At 41.2% G+C, this 20072-nt stretch carries 19 protein-coding genes; 5 read left to right on the forward strand and 14 right to left on the reverse strand.

Going from position 1 to position 20072, the window contains the following annotated elements:
* Positions 1-300: 300 nt before the first annotated feature.
* The 3 genes from clpB to rluD form a co-directional block, all read right to left on the reverse strand.
* Positions 301-2877 carry an ATP-dependent chaperone ClpB gene (clpB, locus tag CTN01_RS21980; RefSeq protein ID WP_045130759.1) on the reverse strand — a complete coding sequence of 859 codons (2577 nt, stop codon included), beginning with the start codon at positions 2875-2877 and terminating at the stop codon, positions 301-303.
* 163 nt (positions 2878-3040) lie between these two features.
* Positions 3041-3778: a peptidoglycan editing factor PgeF gene (pgeF, locus tag CTN01_RS21985; RefSeq protein WP_045128775.1), complete on the reverse strand. Its 738-nt coding sequence runs from the start codon at positions 3776-3778 to the stop codon at positions 3041-3043.
* Entirely contained in the window at positions 3778-4752 is a 975-nt protein-coding gene (gene rluD, locus CTN01_RS21990; protein WP_005371544.1) for a 23S rRNA pseudouridine(1911/1915/1917) synthase RluD, read from the reverse strand. The genes pgeF and rluD overlap by 1 nt, the downstream gene beginning before the upstream one ends.
* 168 nt (positions 4753-4920) lie before the next feature.
* Here rluD and bamD point away from each other — a divergent pair, with 168 nt between their 5' ends.
* The 3 genes from bamD (at position 4921) to pheA (ending at position 7904) form a co-directional block, all read left to right on the forward strand.
* Positions 4921-5649: an outer membrane protein assembly factor BamD gene (gene bamD / locus CTN01_RS21995; RefSeq protein WP_045084396.1), complete on the forward strand. Its 729-nt coding sequence runs from the start codon at positions 4921-4923 to the stop codon at positions 5647-5649.
* Between the two features lie 398 nt (positions 5650-6047).
* Positions 6048-6416 carry a ribosome hibernation-promoting factor, HPF/YfiA family gene (hpf, locus tag CTN01_RS22000; protein ID WP_005371540.1) on the forward strand — a complete coding sequence of 123 codons (369 nt, stop codon included), beginning with the start codon at positions 6048-6050 and terminating at the stop codon, positions 6414-6416.
* A gap of 312 nt (positions 6417-6728) precedes the next feature.
* Positions 6729-7904 carry a prephenate dehydratase gene (gene pheA, locus CTN01_RS22005; protein ID WP_045084397.1) on the forward strand — a complete coding sequence of 392 codons (1176 nt, stop codon included), beginning with the start codon at positions 6729-6731 and terminating at the stop codon, positions 7902-7904.
* A 91-nt stretch (positions 7905-7995) separates the two neighbouring features.
* Here pheA and tyrA read toward each other — a convergent pair whose 3' ends face one another.
* From tyrA to ffh, 8 genes are all read right to left on the reverse strand, one after another.
* On the reverse strand, positions 7996-9126 hold the full coding sequence (gene tyrA / locus CTN01_RS22010; RefSeq protein WP_005371536.1) for a bifunctional chorismate mutase/prephenate dehydrogenase: 1131 nt from the start codon (positions 9124-9126) through the stop codon (positions 7996-7998).
* A gap of 19 nt (positions 9127-9145) precedes the next feature.
* Positions 9146-10216 (reverse strand): 3-deoxy-7-phosphoheptulonate synthase, encoded by a 1071-nt coding sequence (locus CTN01_RS22015; protein ID WP_045150515.1) that lies wholly within the window; start codon positions 10214-10216, stop codon positions 9146-9148.
* A 260-nt stretch (positions 10217-10476) separates the two neighbouring features.
* Positions 10477-10857, reverse strand: a complete 381-nt coding sequence (locus tag CTN01_RS22020) for a DUF2799 domain-containing protein (protein ID WP_005371533.1) — start codon at positions 10855-10857, stop codon at positions 10477-10479.
* Positions 10858-11139: 282 nt separating this feature from the next.
* A complete protein-coding gene (rplS, locus tag CTN01_RS22025) occupies positions 11140-11490 on the reverse strand; it encodes a 50S ribosomal protein L19 (RefSeq protein WP_045150516.1) in 351 nt (116 codons plus the stop codon).
* A gap of 37 nt (positions 11491-11527) precedes the next feature.
* Complete coding sequence (trmD, locus tag CTN01_RS22030; RefSeq protein WP_005371531.1) at positions 11528-12274, reverse strand: tRNA (guanosine(37)-N1)-methyltransferase TrmD; 747 nt, start codon at positions 12272-12274, stop codon at positions 11528-11530.
* Between the two features lie 23 nt (positions 12275-12297).
* Positions 12298-12831, reverse strand: coding sequence for a ribosome maturation factor RimM (rimM, locus tag CTN01_RS22035; RefSeq protein ID WP_045150517.1), 534 nt, complete (start codon positions 12829-12831; stop codon positions 12298-12300).
* 27 nt (positions 12832-12858) lie between these two features.
* Positions 12859-13107 carry a 30S ribosomal protein S16 gene (gene rpsP / locus CTN01_RS22040; RefSeq protein ID WP_005371529.1) on the reverse strand — a complete coding sequence of 83 codons (249 nt, stop codon included), beginning with the start codon at positions 13105-13107 and terminating at the stop codon, positions 12859-12861.
* A gap of 171 nt (positions 13108-13278) precedes the next feature.
* The gene (gene ffh / locus CTN01_RS22045; RefSeq protein ID WP_005371527.1) at positions 13279-14646 is read right to left on the reverse strand and encodes a signal recognition particle protein; all 1368 of its coding nucleotides are present in this window, start codon (positions 14644-14646) and stop codon (positions 13279-13281) included.
* Positions 14647-14854: 208 nt separating this feature from the next.
* Between ffh and CTN01_RS22050 the strand changes: the two genes are divergently transcribed.
* Both CTN01_RS22050 and CTN01_RS22055 read left to right on the forward strand, forming a co-directional pair.
* Positions 14855-15652 carry a cytochrome C assembly family protein gene (locus CTN01_RS22050; RefSeq protein ID WP_045150518.1) on the forward strand — a complete coding sequence of 266 codons (798 nt, stop codon included), beginning with the start codon at positions 14855-14857 and terminating at the stop codon, positions 15650-15652.
* A 111-nt stretch (positions 15653-15763) separates the two neighbouring features.
* Positions 15764-17035 carry an HlyC/CorC family transporter gene (locus tag CTN01_RS22055; RefSeq protein WP_045128784.1) on the forward strand — a complete coding sequence of 424 codons (1272 nt, stop codon included), beginning with the start codon at positions 15764-15766 and terminating at the stop codon, positions 17033-17035.
* A 56-nt stretch (positions 17036-17091) separates the two neighbouring features.
* On the opposite strand, the gene luxS is transcribed toward CTN01_RS22055, so the two are convergent.
* From luxS to gshA, 3 genes are all read right to left on the reverse strand, one after another.
* A complete protein-coding gene (gene luxS / locus CTN01_RS22060; RefSeq protein WP_045150519.1) occupies positions 17092-17610 on the reverse strand; it encodes an S-ribosylhomocysteine lyase in 519 nt (172 codons plus the stop codon).
* Positions 17611-17687: 77 nt separating this feature from the next.
* Positions 17688-18296 (reverse strand): transglycosylase SLT domain-containing protein, encoded by a 609-nt coding sequence (locus CTN01_RS22065; RefSeq protein WP_045084408.1) that lies wholly within the window; start codon positions 18294-18296, stop codon positions 17688-17690.
* A 193-nt stretch (positions 18297-18489) separates the two neighbouring features.
* A complete protein-coding gene (gene gshA / locus CTN01_RS22070) occupies positions 18490-20067 on the reverse strand; it encodes a glutamate--cysteine ligase (protein ID WP_181318115.1) in 1578 nt (525 codons plus the stop codon).
* Positions 20068-20072: the final 5 nt, after the last annotated feature.

A 20072-nucleotide genomic window follows, 5' to 3' on the forward strand; every position in this document is an offset into this window, starting at 1 on the left:
TGATAAATCTTTCGACTTAACTTTTCAACGAGTGCCCACACAGATTGCATGGTCAAATTGTTAAAGAACAATACTGATTTCGTTGCTAGCCAGTGGCTTGCTCCGTGTCAGTGAGGTCGCATTATAGGGAGAGATTTTTTGCTGACAAGCCCTTTTTTAAAGAAAAATGCGCGTTTGAACAATCCTTAAACAATTCACCTTGTAATGATCAAGAATCCACCTAAACAAGCTCTTTTCATTAGATAAAAAAACGCCCCACTTCAATGCGGGGCGTTTAGTCATAGTGATTAAATGAAGTAATTAAATTTGCTCAGCAACAATTACATCATCTTTCACTGACAGTGTTATCATTTTACCCGGAACAAATTTACCTGATAGCAAGTCTTGTGCTAGTGGGTTTTCAATATATTGCTGAATCGCACGTTTCAATGGACGCGCACCATAAACAGGATCAAATCCAGCTTCAGCAATCATATCTAACGCACTGTCTTCAACATCTAGACGGAAGTCTTTTTCAGCGAGGCGTTTTTTCAATCGTTCAAGCTGAATACTTGCAATATTCTTGATGTTTTCCTTGCCAAGCGGATGGAACACTACGGTTTCATCAACACGGTTAATAAACTCAGGGCGGAAGTGTTGTCCAACAACTTCCATTACAAGTGCTTTGATCCCCTCATAGTCAAGGTTACCGAAATGCTCTTGAATACGATCTGAGCCCAAGTTCGATGTCATGATGATCACCGTATTACGGAAATCTACGGTACGACCTTGACCATCAGTTAAACGACCGTCATCTAATACTTGAAGTAAAATATTGAACACATCAGGGTGTGCTTTTTCTACTTCGTCCAGTAATACTACAGAATATGGACGACGACGAACTGCTTCTGTTAGGTAACCACCTTCTTCATAACCGACGTAACCTGGAGGCGCACCCACTAGACGAGCGACTGAGTGTTTCTCCATAAACTCAGACATGTCGATTCGCACCATTGCTTCTTCACTATCAAACATAAAGTTAGCCAGTGATTTACAAAGCTCTGTTTTACCTACACCTGTTGGGCCTAAGAATAAGAAAGAGCCAATTGGGCGTTGCGGATCAGCAAGACCTGCACGGCTACGACGAATGGCATTAGCAACAGCAACTACCGCTTCATCTTGACCAATGACACGATGATGTAATTCATCTTCCATACGAAGCAATTTATCACGCTCACCTTCAAGCATTTTTGATACAGGAATACCTGTCGCTTTTGATAAAACATCGGCAATTTCAGTATCAGTAACTTTGTTTTTCAACAAGGTCATTTCTTGCATTTCTGCTTGCGCGGCAAGATCTAACTGCTTCTCTAACTCTGGAATACGACCATATTGTAGCTCTGACATGCGGTTTAAATCGCCAGCACGACGAGCAATTTCAACATCAGTACGCGCTTGTTCAAGCTCCGCCTTAATATGTTGAGTACCTGACAGTGCTGCTTTTTCAGCATTCCACACTTCTTCAAGCTCAGCATATTCGCGCTCTTTTAGATCAAGCTCTTCAAGCAGATCACTGAGACGTTTATTACTTGCAGCATCATCTTCTTTTTCTAGCGCTTGTTGTTCAATCTTAAGTTGAATAATACGACGCTCAAGGCGATCTAATGATTCAGGCTTTGAATCAATCTGCATACGAATGCTTGATGCCGCTTCATCGATAAGATCAATTGCTTTATCAGGTAACTGACGATCTGAAATATAACGATGTGACAATGTTGCTGCTGCCACAATTGCAGGATCGGTAATTTCTACATGGTGATGAAGCTCGTAGCGCTCTTTCAAACCACGAAGGATCGCAATGGTATCTTCCACACTTGGTTCATCCACCAGCACTTTTTGGAAACGACGTTCAAGTGCCGCATCTTTCTCAATATACTGACGGTATTCATCTAATGTTGTAGCACCGACACAATGAAGCTCACCACGTGCCAATGCAGGTTTTAGCATGTTGCCGGCATCCATTGAGCCTTCGCCTTTACCTGCACCAACCATGGTGTGAATTTCATCGATGAACAAAATCACACGGCCATCTTCTTGTGACAATTCGTTAAGTACCGCTTTTAAGCGCTCTTCAAATTCACCACGGAATTTAGCTCCAGCAATCAATGAGCCCATATCGAGAGAAAGAACACGCTTATCACGCAAGCCTTCTGGTACTTCACCGTTAACAATACGTTGTGCTAACCCTTCAACGATAGCTGTTTTACCAACCCCAGGCTCACCGATGATCACTGGGTTATTTTTGGTACGACGTTGCAATACTTGAATAGTACGGCGAATTTCATCATCACGACCGATAACAGGATCTAATTTGCCCTGCTCTGCACGTTCGGTTAAATCGATCGTGTACTTTTCCAGAGCTTGGCGATTTTCTTCGGCATTAGGATCATCGACTTTTTGACCACCACGAATTTGATCAATCGCTTGTTCAATATTTTTCGCTGTTAAACCTAATTCTTTAAATAACTCACCCAATGGGCCTTTATCTTCAGCTGCCGCTAAAATAAATAGCTCTGAGGAGATAAATTTATCTTTCCGCTTTTGTGCCAACTTATCGCACATATTAAGCAGTACGCCCATGCCATGTGAAAGCTGAACTTCACCACCAATACCCGTTACTTTAGGCATGCGATCTAATAGCTCAGCTAAACGTGAACGTAACTGGGTAATATCGATGTTCAAAAGGGTGAGCAACGGACGCACGGTACTACCATCTTGATTAAGCAAAGCCACCATAAGGTGTGCAGGCTCGATATACTGATGGTCTCGTCCTAGAGCCAGCGACTGAGCATCAGATATTGCCGATTGAAATTTGCTGGTAAATCGGTCAAGACGCATAAGTTCTCCCAATAAATATAAATAAACTAATGCTATATATATGGATACTTAGCAGGTATTTTTCAACTCCATAAATCGCAATATAATGCTGCAAAAAAAAAGCGAGCGATCTTTATTAAGATCACTCGCTTAGCAATAATTAACGACATTAACCAATTACGTGCTATTTGTTATCCGCTAACCAAATCAATGAGGCCTGACGACCTGTTACCGCTTGTCGTCGATAGGAATAAAACTGCTGTTCATCAGTAAAAGTACAATACTCTCCACCATAAACAGCAGTGATACCTAATCGATTCAAACGCTGCTTTGCTAGTAAATACAAATCAGCCAACCATTTCTCACCATGCGGAATAAAAGCACATTCAGCATTCGGATCGGCTGCCATAAATTGTTCTCGTACTTCACCACCGACCTCAAATGCGTTAGGCCCAATAGCAGGACCTAACCACGCCATAATATCGGCTGCGTTACAGTGAAATTTTTCCACTGCGTGCTCAATCACACCTGTAGCCAGTCCTCGCCATCCGGCATGAACCGCAGCAACTTCTGTTCCTTGCTTATCGCAAAATAAAACAGGTAAACAGTCAGCAGTCATGATGGCACAGGCTAATCCCGGAGAACGAGTAAAGCTACCATCAGCATCTGGTACTAATGAAAGTTCAGCATTAAGCTCAATCACATCAGCACTGTGGATTTGATTCAACCATGCAGGAGAATCCACAAGACCACAATGTTGTTTCAACAATTCTCGGTTTTGATTAACAACAGCTTCATCATCCCCAACATGTAAACCTAAATTCAATTCATGATATGGAGCTGCACTAACACCACCTAAACGGGTCGTACTTATCGCGCGCACATGTTTCGAGGCTGGCCAGTTAGGAATAATGACTTTCATTAATAATCGTCTTCGTTATTTTCTTGCGTGTCTTTACGCAAAATATCAATCATTGCCACCATATCAATTGGCAGCGGTGCATGCCATTCCATCTTCTCACCGGTGATCGGGTGATCTAATCGTAGCATACGTGCATGCAGTGCTTGTCGATCAAACGCACGCAGTGCCTGAATAAATTCAGGAGAAGCGTCACGTGGCGGACGAGGACGACCACCATAAATCACGTCACCAATTAAAGGGTGGCTCATGTATGACATATGGACACGGATCTGGTGCGTACGGCCCGTTTCAAGACGTAATACGATACGTGTATGTTCACGGAAACGTTCAGCAACACGGTAATGGGTGATCGCATCTTTACCCATTTCATGTACCGCCATACAAATACGCTTAGTTGAGTGACGACCAATTGGCTTTTCAATTGTGCCACCACCTGTCATCTGACCGATAGCTAACGCTTCATACTCACGCGTAATCTTACGCTTTTGTAGTGCACGAACTAAACGCGTTTGTGCTTGAATCGTTTTAGCAACCACCATTAAACCGGTAGTATCTTTATCCAATCGGTGAACGATACCCGCACGTGGAACTTCAGCTAAAGATGGGCAATGATGCAATAATGCATTCAGAACCGTACCATCTGGCGTACCCGCGCCTGGGTGAACAACAAAGTCACGCGGTTTATTGATAACAAGAATGTCATCATCTTCATAAACGATGTCGAGAGGAATATCCTGTGCAACCCAACGCACTTCATCTTCGATCTCAGCTTGGATAAATAGCTCTTCGCCACCCATCATTTTTTCACGAGGTTTCTTGACGACATCGCCATTCACTGAAACCATACCGTTTAAAATCCAATCTTTAATGCGCGAACGCGAATAATCTGGATATAATTGAGCAATAACCTGATCCAGGCGCATGCCTAATTGGTTTTCACCAACTGTGTTTGTCAATTCTATTTGCTGTGCCATAGCGAACTTTTTAAAAAAGCGTGAGACTAATTGTCATACGCTGCGTAAAATGGACCAAGCTTGAAACTATGCTTGATGTAACCTATATAGTGTCATTGTATCTGTTAACGGCTCCAACCGTAATGGATCGAGCAAAATAAAATTTTTATCAAGGAAACTAACGCCGCAATGAAACGCCTGACAATCACGACTCTTCTTGCCGTAGCCCTTCTTTCAGGCTGTTCGAGTAAAGAAGATGTAATACCAGATGTGCCACCTTCAAACTTATATGCAACAGCACAAACCGCTTTGCAAAAGGGAAATTGGACATCGGCTATCGAACAATTAGAAGCGCTAGATTCACGTTACCCATTTGGTGCTTATTCCGATCAAGTACAGCTAGATCTTATTTATGCTTACTATAAAAGTGATGATTTAGCGCTAGGTGAAGCAACGATTGAACGTTTTTTACGTTTAAACCCTGATAATCCACAAGCTGACTGGGTTGTGTATATGCGTGGTTTAACACATATGGCTCAAGATCGTAGCTTTATGCATGATATGTTTAATATCAATCGATTTGACCGTGATCCAACACCATCACGCCAAGCCTTCAAGGATTTTAAATACCTTTTAGAGCGTTACCCTGAAAGTGAATATGGTGCAGATGCTAAAGCACGTATGATCTTTTTGAAAAACCGTTTAGCGAATTATGATTTGGCTACTGCAGATTTCTATATTCGTCGTGAAGCATGGATTGCAGCAATTAACCGTTGTCAGCAAATACAACGTTTATACCCAGATACAGAAGCTGCACGCCAATCATTAGCGCTGGAAAAAATAGCCTATGAAAAGCTGAACTTGCAAAAAGAAGTTGAACGCACCGATAAATTGATGAAATTAAATCCAGCCAACTAACTATTAGTGCATTTTATTTCATAAAAAAATGGCAGCTTAAAAATAAGCTGCCATTTTTTATACTTAAAATAGTGTTTAATTTTTAACATTAATTAATGTTTTGTGTCAGTACACTGACTAGTTATAATGACTAAAAAATGCTCATCATATTAAAATTCTTATATAAAACCCCTAGTTAGCACTAGCCACCAGCATTTTACCTTTTTTCATACTGCCTTAAATATTATTCTCATCTCAAGTACTTTTTATAAACTTTTTTGCTACAAACCCAAGACGATCACAGATTTTTTTGCTGATAATTATTAAAGGCTACAATGTGATATACATCACATTATTAAGTTCTGAATTTAGTAATCTGAATTCAACCCAACGAAGGGTAGCAAACGAGGAAGATAATTATGACATTAGAAATCACTGGTAAGAACATCGATATCACCCCGGCTATCCGTGAGCGTTTTGAATTTAAGTTCAATAAGTTAGAAAAACTTCAGGTGCCGCTAATCAAAAAACATGTTGTGATTAGCAAAGAGCCAAGCAAGCAATTTAAAGTCGAGGCTGCAGTAAACATTGCTGGAGGACAACTCGTTGCTTCTGCAGAGCATGACGACCTGTTTGGTGCGATTACAGAGCTTTACCAAAAGCTCGACCGACAGTTGAAAAAACAAGCTCACAAACCTAATGCTCGTCGTGCGAGCCATAGTGAAAAGCCAGAAGTGGCTGAAGACGAAGTAGAACTAGATGAAGTTGAGTTAGACGACGCATACTAGAATATCATAAGGATTTTAAAAACAGCCCCGCTTATGCGGGGCTGTTTATTTCTAGCTATACTGTTCTGATTATCTCGACATAACAATAGGGATCTTCCCTTATTATTTCCATTCTTAGCACTAGCCACTAATCTACTTGACAATAAATAGTGTGCTGCATAATGTGGCTAAAGATAAAAAATGACCAATTCGCTTATATCATCAAAGCTTATCTATTCATCAACTCTTTCGTATCAGTTCACATTAGTATGATATGAGAGGTAAGCGACGATATAAGCTACCGCTATACTCGGAAATCAGATAGGGACGCCAATGACCGATACTCGCTATTCTCTCGATGACATTCGTCAAAATGTCAGTCGTATCGATAACGCTTTACTTGAACTACTGGCAGAGCGAAGAGCGCTTAGTCTAGAGGTGGCTAAAAGTAAAATTAGCACCGCTAAACCTGTACGCGATCAAACACGTGAACACGAATTACTTTTAAAACTGATAGAAAGTGGCAAGCTTCATCAATTAGATGCACAATATGTTACGCAGATCTTCCATACCATAATTGAAGACTCCGTATTATTTCAACAAGCTTACCTACAAAAACTTGCCAACCCAGATAGTGCGAATCCAACTGCCCGTGTCGCTTTCCTTGGTGCTAAAGGCTCATACTCTTATTTAGCTAGCCGAAATTATTTTAGCCGTAAACAAACCAATCTGGTTGAACTGAGTTGTTCTACTTTTCGCGATATTTTCAATACTGTCGAAACAGGTAATGCTGATTATGGTGTCTTACCAATTGAAAATACCAGCTCTGGATCAATCAATGAAGTATATGATTTACTACAGCACACAAGCCTTTCTATTGTGGGCGAAATAACCCAACCTATCGAACATTGCCTACTTACTGCTGTCGATACGAAACTTGAACATATTGATACCTTATATTCTCACCCACAGCCACACCAACAATGTAGCGAGTTCCTTCATAGCATGGGGAGCATAAAACAAGAATATTGTTCAAGTACCGCTGAAGCGATGGAGCAAGTGGCCGAGCTAAAACAACCGAATATTGCAGCTATTGGTAATGCATCCAGTGGCGAATTGTATGGTTTAACCTCAATTAAATCAGATATTTCCAATCAGCAAGAAAACTTTACCCGCTTTATTGTCGTAGCGCGTAAACCTGTTGATGTGACATCCTTGATCCCAGCAAAAACCACTTTAATTATGTCTACAGCACAAAAAGCAGGTTCATTGGTTGAATGTTTACTGGTGCTGAGAAATCTTAATATCAATATGAGTAAGCTGGAATCACGCCCTGTTATTGGCAACCCATGGGAAGAAATGTTCTATGTGGATGTCGAGGTCAACCTTAAATCAGATGTGATGCAACAAGCGCTAGAAGAGCTCACCCGCCTAACTCGCTTTATTAAAGTATTAGGCTGTTATCCAAGTGAAAATGTCGCGCCAACAGAAGTTGAGCTCCTCGACTAAAATGTACATATAACAAAAAGCCCGTTATGACATTCTCTTTCGAGTAATAATGACATAACGGGCTCTTTTATTTTAACTATCAGAAAATTAACTACGATTTACGGTGAGTTGAATCGTTCGCCTGCCTAAGCAGTCCCTGGCTCTCTGCTAAAAAATGTTCAGCGTAATCGCCAAACCATCCTGATACTTGACCAAAAGCTTGCTTAAACGCATCTTTATCTTGAGCATCTAGCATTTCAATCGCTTCACCAAAGCGCTGATGGAAACGTTTGATCATCGCAATATTCTGTGGCGCTGACATAATAATGTCACCGTACAATTGCGCATCCTGAGCAAATAGACGCCCTACCATCGCGAGCTCTAAGCGATAGATTGGTGAGCTTAACGACATTAACTGCTCTAGCTTAGGATCTTCTTCTGCAAGATGAACACCGTAAACAAAAGACGTAAAGTGACGCAATGCTTGGATCAAAGTCATCCCCTGATCGTGTTCAATCGCACTAATTCGATTTAGCGTTGCGCCCCAAATCTGAAACTGCTCCAACAGCCATTGGTAGCTTTCAGGGTTTCGCCCATCACAGTACACAACAACCTGTTTCGCAAGGCTTGGAATATCAGGACCAAACATTGGATGTAGACCAACCACAGGGCCTTTATGCACTTCTAACATCGCTTGTAATGGACCACTTTTTACCGAAGTTAAATCAGCAAGTAAGCAATCTTCTGGTAAGTTACCTAGCTTTGCGATCACAGATTCTGTTAAGTGGATAGGAACAGAAACAACGACCATACCTGCATCATGCAATATTTCATCGGCACGATCCCAGTCTTGGCTACCTAATGTTTTAACTTGGTACCCCGACAGTTCAAACAACCGACAAAACAACTTACCTAACTGACCATGGCCACCAACAATAACAATTGGTCGCAATTGTGGATTTAAACATTTAAAGCCAGAATCGTTTTCGCTCGAATAAGATTCACGCATCGTTCGACGAAGTACATCTTCGATAAGATCCGCAGGTACTCCTTGACGTTCCGCCTCTTCACGACGAGATGCCAACATTGCCGCTTCACGATCTGGGGCATAGATCGGTAAGCCATGCTGACTTTTCACTACGCCGACCTGCTCAACTAAAGCAAGTCGTTGAGCCAATAGCTCAACCATTTGACGATCTACATCATCAATTTGATCTCTTAATTTGCTTAACTCAGCAACCATGATTTCTTTCTATCCGTAATTATTTAATTCGATCTTGTAAGAACGGCACTAATTCCTTATGTGCCTGACGCAATAATTTCTCGGTGGTGTCCCAACTAATACATGCATCAGTTATCGATACGCCGTACTTCATTTCATCTCGAGGAAGATCGGCACTCTGGTTCCCTTCATCAAGATGGCTTTCGATCATCAATCCTATAATAGACTGATTTCCTTCTCGGATCTGATGAATTACATCTTCAGCTACCAAAGGTTGGCGACGATAATCTTTACGAGAATTAGCATGGCTACAGTCTACCATTAAGGCTGGTGAAAGACCTGATCCGACCATCTCGTTTTCACACTCTCTAACTGACACTGAATCGTAATTAGTGTGCTTACCACCACGTAAAATAACATGACCGTCAGGATTACCTTCAGTATTTAGCAACGCAACTTGTCCATCTGGGTTAATACCCATAAATTTATGGCCTGACGCAGCTGCTTGCATCGCATTAATCGCTGTTGCCAAGCTACCATCAGTACCATTTTTAAAGCCTACTGGCATTGATAATCCACTTGCCATTTCACGGTGGGTTTGTGATTCTGTCGTACGCGCACCAATGGCTGCCCAACTAAATAAATCACCTAAATATTGCGGACTAATAGGATCAAGTGCTTCGGTCGCTAAAGGAATACCATCTTCAACTAAGTCAACTAATAGCTGACGACCAATATGCAAGCCTTCTTCAACAGCAAATGAACCATCAATATACGGGTCGTTAATTAACCCTTTCCACCCTACCGTAGTGCGTGGTTTTTCAAAATAGACTCGCATCACAATGTAGAGTTGATCGCTAAGCTCTTCTGCTAATTGCTTTAACTTTTGTCCATAATTTTTTGCTTGCTCAACATCATGAATAGAACAAGGCCCACACACGACCAATAAACGATGATCGCGCTTATGAATAATATCGGCGATGGTTTGACGTGATTGCTCCACAAAAGACAACGCTTGTTTAGAGGCAGATAAGTCTTGTTTCAACTTTGCTGGCGTAATGAGAACAGATTCATCTTCGATATGAACGTTATTGAGTTGGTCTTTTTGCATAGCGTCGTCCTTGTCATTGATTTGTTAGCGCGAAACACAATCCCTGTTCCGTTATCACTATATCCATTAGTAACATTATGCCAACAAACATAACAATTCTTGATGACCTATTGCAATAGCAGTGTAAATAAAAAACACCACCCGTAAAACATTATTTACAGTTGGTATTTTAGAATAAGAAAAACACTTCTATCGCTAGCTTAAACGTCATTCAAAATAATGGTAATCGCAAGAAAGTTGCTTTAGATGAGCCTATTTAATTAAAAACGCGGCTCCATTGTCCCATAGCGTTCAAACCCTTGTTGCCATTTAGCTTTAAAAAGTGGAACCTCACGACGATATTCACAAATTCCCCAATTCACTTTTCCTTGCTCACCTAACTGCAATACATGCTCAATAGAACAGTAATTATCACGACCTTTACTATAGCCTTGCTGATACTCTTGATAGTTAGGTGTTTCTGTTGCGTCATATTTATCTGAAATTTTATCAAGCTGTGTGGTTGTTAGCGCAACTCGACCACCAGCACCGTCATAAAAACCGAGCTTTTCAAAGTTTCCTTTGCTGATCAAAGAGGACTGTGTGACACAGCCAGATAGAAGTGCAATAGAAGAGATAGTTAAAATAGGAAGTACTTTCATAACATTTCCTTGGTTATCAAATCGAGGAAGATTGAGAAGCAAAAAGACATCGTGTTATTCTGCTTCTTACCTGTTATAAATTTTATACAATATGTTATCTATTTAACCTAGCATGATAATCTAAATTTGATATTAAATTTGAGTGTATTCAGTCAATATACAGCGCTTTTCATCTGTTAAAATATTCATTCATCTTAAAGCTATTTAATTTTTAATTTACAGATATAAAAAAAGCCCACCTTTCGGTGGGCTTTTCGATTAAACGTCAAGCGTTTAAAGCTATTACTTAGATAGCTTCTCACGGATACGTGCTGATTTACCAGAACGCTCACGTAGGTAGTACAACTTGGCACGACGTACTGCACCACGACGTTTAACAGTAATGCTGTCAACTACTGGAGAGTGAGTTTGGAACGCACGCTCAACACCTTCACCGTTCGAAATCTTACGAACAGTAAATGCAGAATGTAGACCACGGTTACGGATTGCGATTACAACGCCTTCAAAAGCCTGTAGACGCTCACGTTCACCTTCTTTTACCTTAACTTGAACAACAACAGTGTCACCTGGTGCGAAAGTCGGTAGGTCTGTTTTTAGTTGCTCTTGCTCAAGAGCTTTAATGATGTTACTCATTTGGTATATACCCTAGAATAAACTGATACTAAATTAATTAAATACTTGCTTTATGTTCGCGGATAAATTCCGCTAGCAAGAATTCCTGATCGTCAGTCAGAGCTAGGTTTTCCAGGAGCTCTGGTCTTCTTAGCCATGTACGGCCTAGCGATTGTTTTAATCGCCAGCGACTAATATCTTTATGATTGCCAGACATTAATACCGAAGGTACTTCCTGCCCGTCCAACAATTCTGGTCTTGTGTAATGAGGACAATCTAGCAAGCCATTTGCAAAAGAATCTTCTTCTGCTGACGCAAAGTCTCCCAGTACGCCCGGAACAAACCGAACAACTGCATCCACCAACGTCATAGCAGGTAGTTCACCACCCGTTAACACAAAATCACCGATAGACCATTCTTCGTCTACCTCTTGTTGGATAATGCGCTCATCAACCCCTTCATAGCGACCACAAATAAGAATAAGATTCTCATTTTGCGCTAACTCCTCAACACCAGCCTGATCCAGCTTACGGCCCTGAGGGGAAAGGTAGATTACTTTAGCCTTACCTTTTGCAGACTGTTTGGCTGTGTGAATGGCATCGCGCAAAGGCTGCACCATCATCAACATACCCGGTCCACCACCGTATGGTCGATCATCTACCGTACGATGTTTGTCGTGCGTAAAATCACGAGGATTCCACGTATCAACAGTCAAAAGGCCTTTTTTTACCGCCTGGCCTGTTACCCCAAAATTGGTAATGGAAGAGAACATTTCAGGAAAAAGGCTGATTACACCAACCCACATGTTACTCACCTTATTACCGGAGGTTAAAACTCAGGATCCCAGTCAACTTCGATCCGCTGAGCAGTGCGATCAATCAACTTGATGACCTGCTCATCGAGGAACGGAATTAATCGTTCCTTCTGCCCGAAAGCATCTTTTAAATTAGCCTTAACAACTAACACGTCGTTTGAACCTGTTTCCAGGATGTCTGTCACCTTACCTAGGTCGTAACCTTCGGTAGTGAATACAGACATACCAAACAACTCACGCCAGTAGAATTCTTCATCTGACAGTGCTGGTAGTTGCTCAGCCAATACAGCGACTTCAGCGTTAGTGAAAACTTGGGCATCCTCGCGGATATCCATGCCTTCTAGCTTAGCCACCAGACCTTGGCCATGGCGTTTCCATGATTCAACATGGATCTCTGTCCACTCACCTTTAACTTTAATAAGCCAAGGGGTGTAAGAGAAAATGCTTTCAGATTGTTCGGTGTAGGAAAAAACTTTGAGCCAACCCTTGATACCGTAGGTGGCACCCAGTTTACCGACAATAATGTGGTCTTGGTTTTTACTGCTCATCGTTTCTCTTCAACCTTAATAATCAAATTAAGCTGCTTTCGCTGCATCTTTGATTAGTTTTGCTGCGCGGTCAGTCACAGAAGCGCCTTGACCTACCCAGTGGTTTACGCGATCTAGGTCTAGACGTAGACGCTCTTCTTGACCCTTAGCTAGTGGGTTGAAGAAACCGATTTGCTCGATGTTACGACCGTCACGTGAACAACGTGAGTCAGCAACAACGATTTGATAGAATGGACGCTTCTTAGCGCCGTGACGTGCCAAACGAATGGTTACCATATCGTCCTCTTTGCATTACTGTAAATTAAATTGGCCCCGCTTAAAAAACGGGGCCCGTGCCAAAATAAAGCCTCGGAATTTTACTCTTTAGAACGACGAATGCAACTTCTTTAGTTACTTTTTCGCCAGTAAAATAACCAATCGACTTTAAAATCTTTTAAAATTATGGAATTAGCGTCCAGGGAACATTCCGCCACCAGGCATCATACCCTTCATTTGGCGCATCATATTCTTCATTCCACCCTTTTGCATTTTCTTCATCATCTTCTGCATTTGGGTAAATTGCTTCAATAAACGGTTCACATCTTGTACTTGTGTACCAGAACCAGCAGCAATACGCTTTTTACGTGAACCTTTGATAAGTTCAGGATGTGCGCGCTCGCCTTTGGTCATTGAATTAATGATAGCTTCCATTTGAACGAACACTTTATCGTCCACTTTATCTTTCACATCAGACGGTAGTTGTGACATACCCGGAAGCTTATCAAGCATTCCCATCATACCGCCCATGTTTTTCATTTGTTGAAGCTGGCTACGGAAGTCTTCTAAATCAAAGCCTTTTTTGTCTTTGAATTTCTTCGCCAGTTTTTCCGCTTCTTGCTTATCAACGTTACGTTCTAAATCTTCGATTAAAGAAAGAACGTCACCCATACCTAAGATACGAGAAGCAACACGGTTTGGATGGAACGGCTCTAGTGCGTCAGTTTTTTCACCAACACCTAAAAATTTAATTGGCTTACCAGTAATATGACGTACTGATAACGCAGCACCACCACGGGCATCACCATCCACCTTGGTTAAGATCACACCAGTTAGTGGCAATGCATCATTAAAGGCTTTAGCTGTGTTTGCCGCATCTTGACCTGTCATGGCATCAACCACGAACAATGTCTCAACAGGATTTAATGTTTTATGGACGTCTTTAATTTCATCCATCATCTCTTCATCAACGTGAAGACGACCCGCTGTATCGACAATCACCACATCGTAGAATTTAAGCTTACCGTGCTCAAGCGCCGCTTTTGCGATCTCGACAGGTTTCTGTTCTACGTTTGATGGGAAGAAATCAATACCAACATCACCCGCTAGCGTCTCAAGCTGCTTGATTGCCGCAGGACGGTATACGTCAGCAGAAACAACCAATACTTTTTTACTATCACGCTCTTTTAATAGCTTACCTAATTTACCGACGCTGGTTGTTTTACCTGCACCTTGTAAACCTGCCATTAAAATAACTGCAGGCGGTTGGCAACTTAAATCCAAGCCTTCGTTTTCTTCACCCATCACCGCTTCAAGTTCAGCTTGAACGATTTTGATGAATTCTTGACCTGGCGTTAAACTTTTTGATACTTCAGTACCAACAGCGCGCTCTTTTACACGCTTAACGAATTCACGAACAACGGGCAGCGCAACATCAGCCTCGAGCAATGCCATGCGTACTTCACGCAAAGTATCCTTGATGTTGTCATCCGTAAGGCGACCACGGCCGCTGACATTTTTAAGCGTTCGCGATAAACGCTCGGTTAAATTTTCGAACATGTGGTGCTACTCGCTCGTTACGCAACTCAATTAAAATTGCAAAATCACTAAAATTGGTACAAGTATACCGTAAAAAAACCTTCGTTTTCATGTAATCCTCTGTCACTTTTAGGTATTACGTTGGCGGTGAAGGTTTGAGCAAGGTATAATTGCGTCTCTAAAACCCTATAAAATAGCCATTAGTTAATACGGAGCTATCTCATTCATTATGGATATGTTACTTGCTATTCCAGCAGTTGGCTTTTATCTCATTGCACTGTTGCTGGTTATTCCAGGACTTGCGAACAATAACGGCATAAAAGTTACCCCTGTTTTTGCCGCTGCCTGTATGGCAATTATTTTTCATATCCTACTGCTTAAAGATCTTATCTTTGCAGGTGCAGGACAAAACCTCAGTATTCTTAACGTTGCTTCGTTAATCAGCGTAATTATTGCCTGCTTGACTACAGTAGCAATGTTAAAAATGCGGATTTGGTTTTTATTGCCCGTCATATACAGTTTTACTGCTATTAATTTAGCGGCTTCAGCTTTATTGCCCGGTGCTTTTATTACCCATTTAGAAGCACATCCGCAAGTATTACTGCATATTTCTCTTGCTTTGTTCTCGTATTCAACCCTTACGATTGCGAGCCTATATGCTATTCAATTAGCATGGCTTGATCATAAGCTTAAACATAAAAAGAGCTTAGCAATGAACCCTAATATTCCTCCATTAATGATGGTTGAACGTCAACTTTTCAAGATCATTATTGTTGGATATGCGTTATTAACCGTAACCTTACTCACAGGCTATCTATTTATTAACGATATCATAGCTCAAGGTAAAACCCATAAAGCGATACTATCATTAATAGCTTGGTGTGTTTACAGTGTCTTACTATGGGGACATTACCAACAAGGTTGGCGTGGACGCAGGGTAATTTGGTTTAGCCTCGTTGGTGCATTTCTACTCACACTGGCTTACTTTGGGAGCCGGTTCGTAAAAGAAATCATCATTGGCATGTAAATCTATTACCTATCATATATTTATATAGAATATTTCTATAATTACAATACTTATAATTTTGCCCTCTATACGGGGGTTTTAGCTTGCATAAAACATTAAGGGTTACGACTTTTGGACGAGATCTCCACAGGTGTACTATTCTCTCTACTTATTTTAATGATCGTTCTATCGGCTTATTTCTCCAGTTCAGAAACAGGCATGATGGCACTAAACCGCTACAAACTACGCCATATGGCCAACCAAGGCCATAAAGGAGCTAAACGTGTAGAGAAACTACTTTCTCGAACAGATCGCTTAATTGGCCTAATTCTGATCGGTAATAATTTAGTTAATATTTTAGCATCAGCGATTGCGACTATTCTTGGTATGCGCCTTTATGGCGATGCAGGTGTGGCAATTGCAACTGGTGCACTGACTATTTTGATCCTTGTCTTTGCAGAAGTAACCCCTAAGACAGTAGCTGCGCTCTATCCTGAACGTGTCTCTTATGCCAGCAGCATCATCTTAAATATTTTAATGAAAGTGCTTTACCCATTAGTGTGGTTTGTTAATGGGATCACCAGTGCGTTTCTTTTCATTTTAGGATTAAAGAGTAGCAATAACAGTTCATCTAAATTGAGCTCAGAAGAATTACGTACCGTTGTTAACGAAGCTGGCGGCTTAATCCCTCGCCGTCACCAAGATATGCTGTTATCGATTCTTGATTTAGAAAATGTCACGGTTGAAGACTTAATGGTACCGCGTAGTGAGATCGCGGCCATTAACGTTAATGATGATTGGAAATCAATAGTCCGCCAACTTAGCCATTCAGCTCATGGCCGTATCGTACTTTACCGTGACAATATTGATGAAGTAGTAGGAATGCTACGTGTACGTGAAGCATACCGCCTAATGATGGACAAAAACGATTTCAGTAAAGAAAATCTGTTACGTGCGGCAGATGAAGTCTATTTCATTCCAGAAGGCACGCCACTGAACATTCAGCTTTTAAAATTCCAACGCAATAAAGAGCGTATTGGTTTGATCGTTGATGAGTACGGTGATATCCAAGGCTTAATCACGGTAGAAGATATTCTTGAAGAGATCGTAGGGGAATTTACGACGTCTATTGCACCAACGTTAGCAGAAGAGATCACGGCACAAAGTGATGGTAGCTTGATGATTGAAGGTAGTGCCAACATTCGCGATTTGAACAAAAGCCTAAATTGGAAATTACCTACAGATGGTCCTCGAACTTTAAATGGTCTGATCCTCGAACATCTGGAATATATTCCAGATAATAAAGTTAGTATCATAATTGCGAACCATAAAATGGAAATTGTTGAGGTTTCAGAGAATATGATAAAGCTGATTAAAGTGTTACCCGACACGCCCAATAAATAATAAAAAAGCCGACGCAATGTCGGCTTTTTTCTCTTTAAAACTCAAGAAGAGAAGTTTTACTTCACTTTTAAGTCTTGTAGCATGGCTTCAGGCAAAGCAAGCTCATCATTTTTATTAACAAGGATCCCTTGCGACAAAATAGTTGAGGCAATTTTTTTTGCTTCTTCTAATGAGTGCATATCATAAGTACCACACTGGTATTCATTCAGCTCTGGAATTTGATTTTGTGATTCCACTTTCAACACATCTTCCATTGCCGCTTTCCAGCTTGCAGCAACTACTTCTTCAGTCGGTGTGCCGATTAAGCTCATGTAGAAACCAGTGCGACATCCCATCGGCGAGATATCGATGATCTCGACATTATTTGAATTAAGGTGCGCACGCATAAAACCAGCATAAAGATGCTCAAGAGTATGAATTCCACGCTCACTTAAAATATCAACGTTTGGACGACAAAAACGTAAATCAAACACCGTAATGGTATCGCCTTTTGGTGTTTGCATCGTCTTTGCAACACGTACTGCTGGCGCATTCATTTTAGTATGATCAACAGTAAAACTATCGAGTAATGGCATTGTTTGCTTCTCCTTGCACGTCAATCCTGACTTATTCAATTATTGGTACTTTTTCTGTATTCGCAACTTGTTACAGTCTAAAACCACCAGCTTCTATTACTTTCTAATTCTTTTCGGCACTGCTTTAACTGCCAACCATAATTCTTTGATTGCTGCTCTACTTTACGAGCAACCTTGGTTAGCCATGGCTTTTTCCAATATGTTCCACGCTTAAACCCACCTCGACCTTCGTGATAAGCCAAGTACTGACGATAAGCATCCCATTTAGAAATACCTAACTGACGTTGTGTTTCATGGGTATACCAACCAACAAATTGTAATGAATCACCGAAATCAGTACGTGAGCCCCCATGACCTGTGTGCTTTTGAAAATCCTCCCATGCAGGATCTTGCGCTTGTGCGTAACCATAAGCACTGCTTACACGTCCCCAAGGAATAAAGCCGAGTACATAGTTTTTCGGTGGCTCAGCATCATGGCGGAAGCTACTTTCTTGTTTAATGATCGCCATCGCCACATTGATGGGCGTTCCCCACTCTTTTTGCATATCAACGGCATCATCATACCAACTCGGATATTGACGAAAAATATTACAAATATTCGATTGGTCTCGTGGTGGTGCAGAGGCACATCCTGAAACAATGAGGGTTATTCCGAACAACAAAAATAAACGAAGAGATCGCTGCATATATCACTCACATTCCATTAAAGACATTTATCAAGTAATACATTATATAGGGATGGAAGTTAACAGTAGCTAAAGAAGAGGTTTCATCATCCATGTAAAATGTATCTATCAATAAAGACGAAAATAATAAGCTGGAACCATCCGGATCCCAGCTTTATTTGTTTGAAAGAAGGTACTCTTTCGTTGTTACTCTTTACAAGCCAACATGAATATCGGCAAAGTAATTATCGAGATAATCATCAAATGATACTGTGTCATCACGCTCGATCTGTTGCTGTTTTTCTACCGAGTGATGAACTTCTTGTTCAAATGTATTGGCATCATAAAAACGGAAGTCTTGTGCTTTTAAGCTTTCTGCATGTTTTGCTGCTAACTTATAGCCAAGATTACCAATGCCTTGCTCCATTTTGATTTGCTCAAGTAACTGCGCCGATAGCGTACGCTCAGGATGATGGATCCAACCCAGTAAACGCTCACACGTTTGTTGGTAGAGATTGTTACCATTTAGCTCATCAATGGTTTTCGCTACTTGCTTTAATTCAGCAAATACACGAGAGCCCCAATCTTGTAGGCTTAAACGCTCACCAGCACAACCAATCTTAAGCATTAGCTCTGGGTTACGACCGTCGATAACCACACGATTCCAGTTATCACGCCAACAGGCAAGGTCACTATCATCCATATCAGCAGACGGTGTTAATACCGCCCATGTTAGGAATAAATCAAGGAAACGTACCTGATCTTCACTGATCCCAATCGGGCTAAATGGGTTCACATCTAATGAACGCACCTCGATGTATTCAACACCACCACGTTTAAGCGCTTCTGACGGTTTTTCACCACTTTTCGTTACACGCTTGGCCCGAATTGGCGCATAAAGTTCATTTTCGATTTGTAAAACATTGCTGTTTAACTGACGACGTTCGCCGTCAACGACAACGCCGATTTCAGCAAACTCTGCAGATGGTGTATGAATTGCTTCATTTAAGCCGTCAAGGTACTGATCTAAGCTATTAAAACCAATTTTCAATGCACTTTGCGCATTATTGGTGTACCCCAAATCACTTAAACGTAATGCTGTTGATTTCTCTAAGTAATATGTGCCGGTGCCCACTTTGCTAAATGATTCCTTCACTTTGTCGTCTTTGATAAAAGAACCACAAAGTGCAGGAGACGCACCAAATAAATAAGGAATTAACCAACCAAAACGGTAATAGTTACGGATCAAACCAAAGTACGCATCAGAAACCGACTCTTGACGCTGCTCAGGCATTTGCTCACCAAACAAACCATCCCAAAAACTATCAGAAAATGAAAAGTTAAAATGAACACCAGAGATGATCTGCATGACACTACCATAGCGATGCTTCAAGCCTTCGCGGTATAGCGTTTTCATTCGTCCAGTATTCGAAGAACCATATTGCGCCAAGCTAATGTCTTCTTGCGCTCCCACAAAACAAGGCATCGACATTGGCCATAAGCGTTCATCGTCCATTTTGCTAAGAGCAAACTTATGGATATCTTCTAATTGCCATAAAAGTTGATCAACATCTTTTGAAACAGGCGTAATAAACTCCAACAACGATTCTGCAAAATCGGTTGTGATCCACTTATTGGTTAATGCGGAGCCTAATGCAACAGGATGAGGTAGTTGGGATAAATGCCTATCCGCAGTAATGCGAAGTGACTCTCGTTCAAGTCCACGTCCAAACTGGGTTAGTGCGTCAGCATGAGTAGAAAGCTGCTGTAACCTCTGTGAAAAATCCATCAAGGCTA

The sequence above is a fragment of the Photobacterium angustum genome (assembly GCF_003026365.1).
GTDB lineage: Bacteria > Pseudomonadota > Gammaproteobacteria > Enterobacterales > Vibrionaceae > Photobacterium > Photobacterium angustum.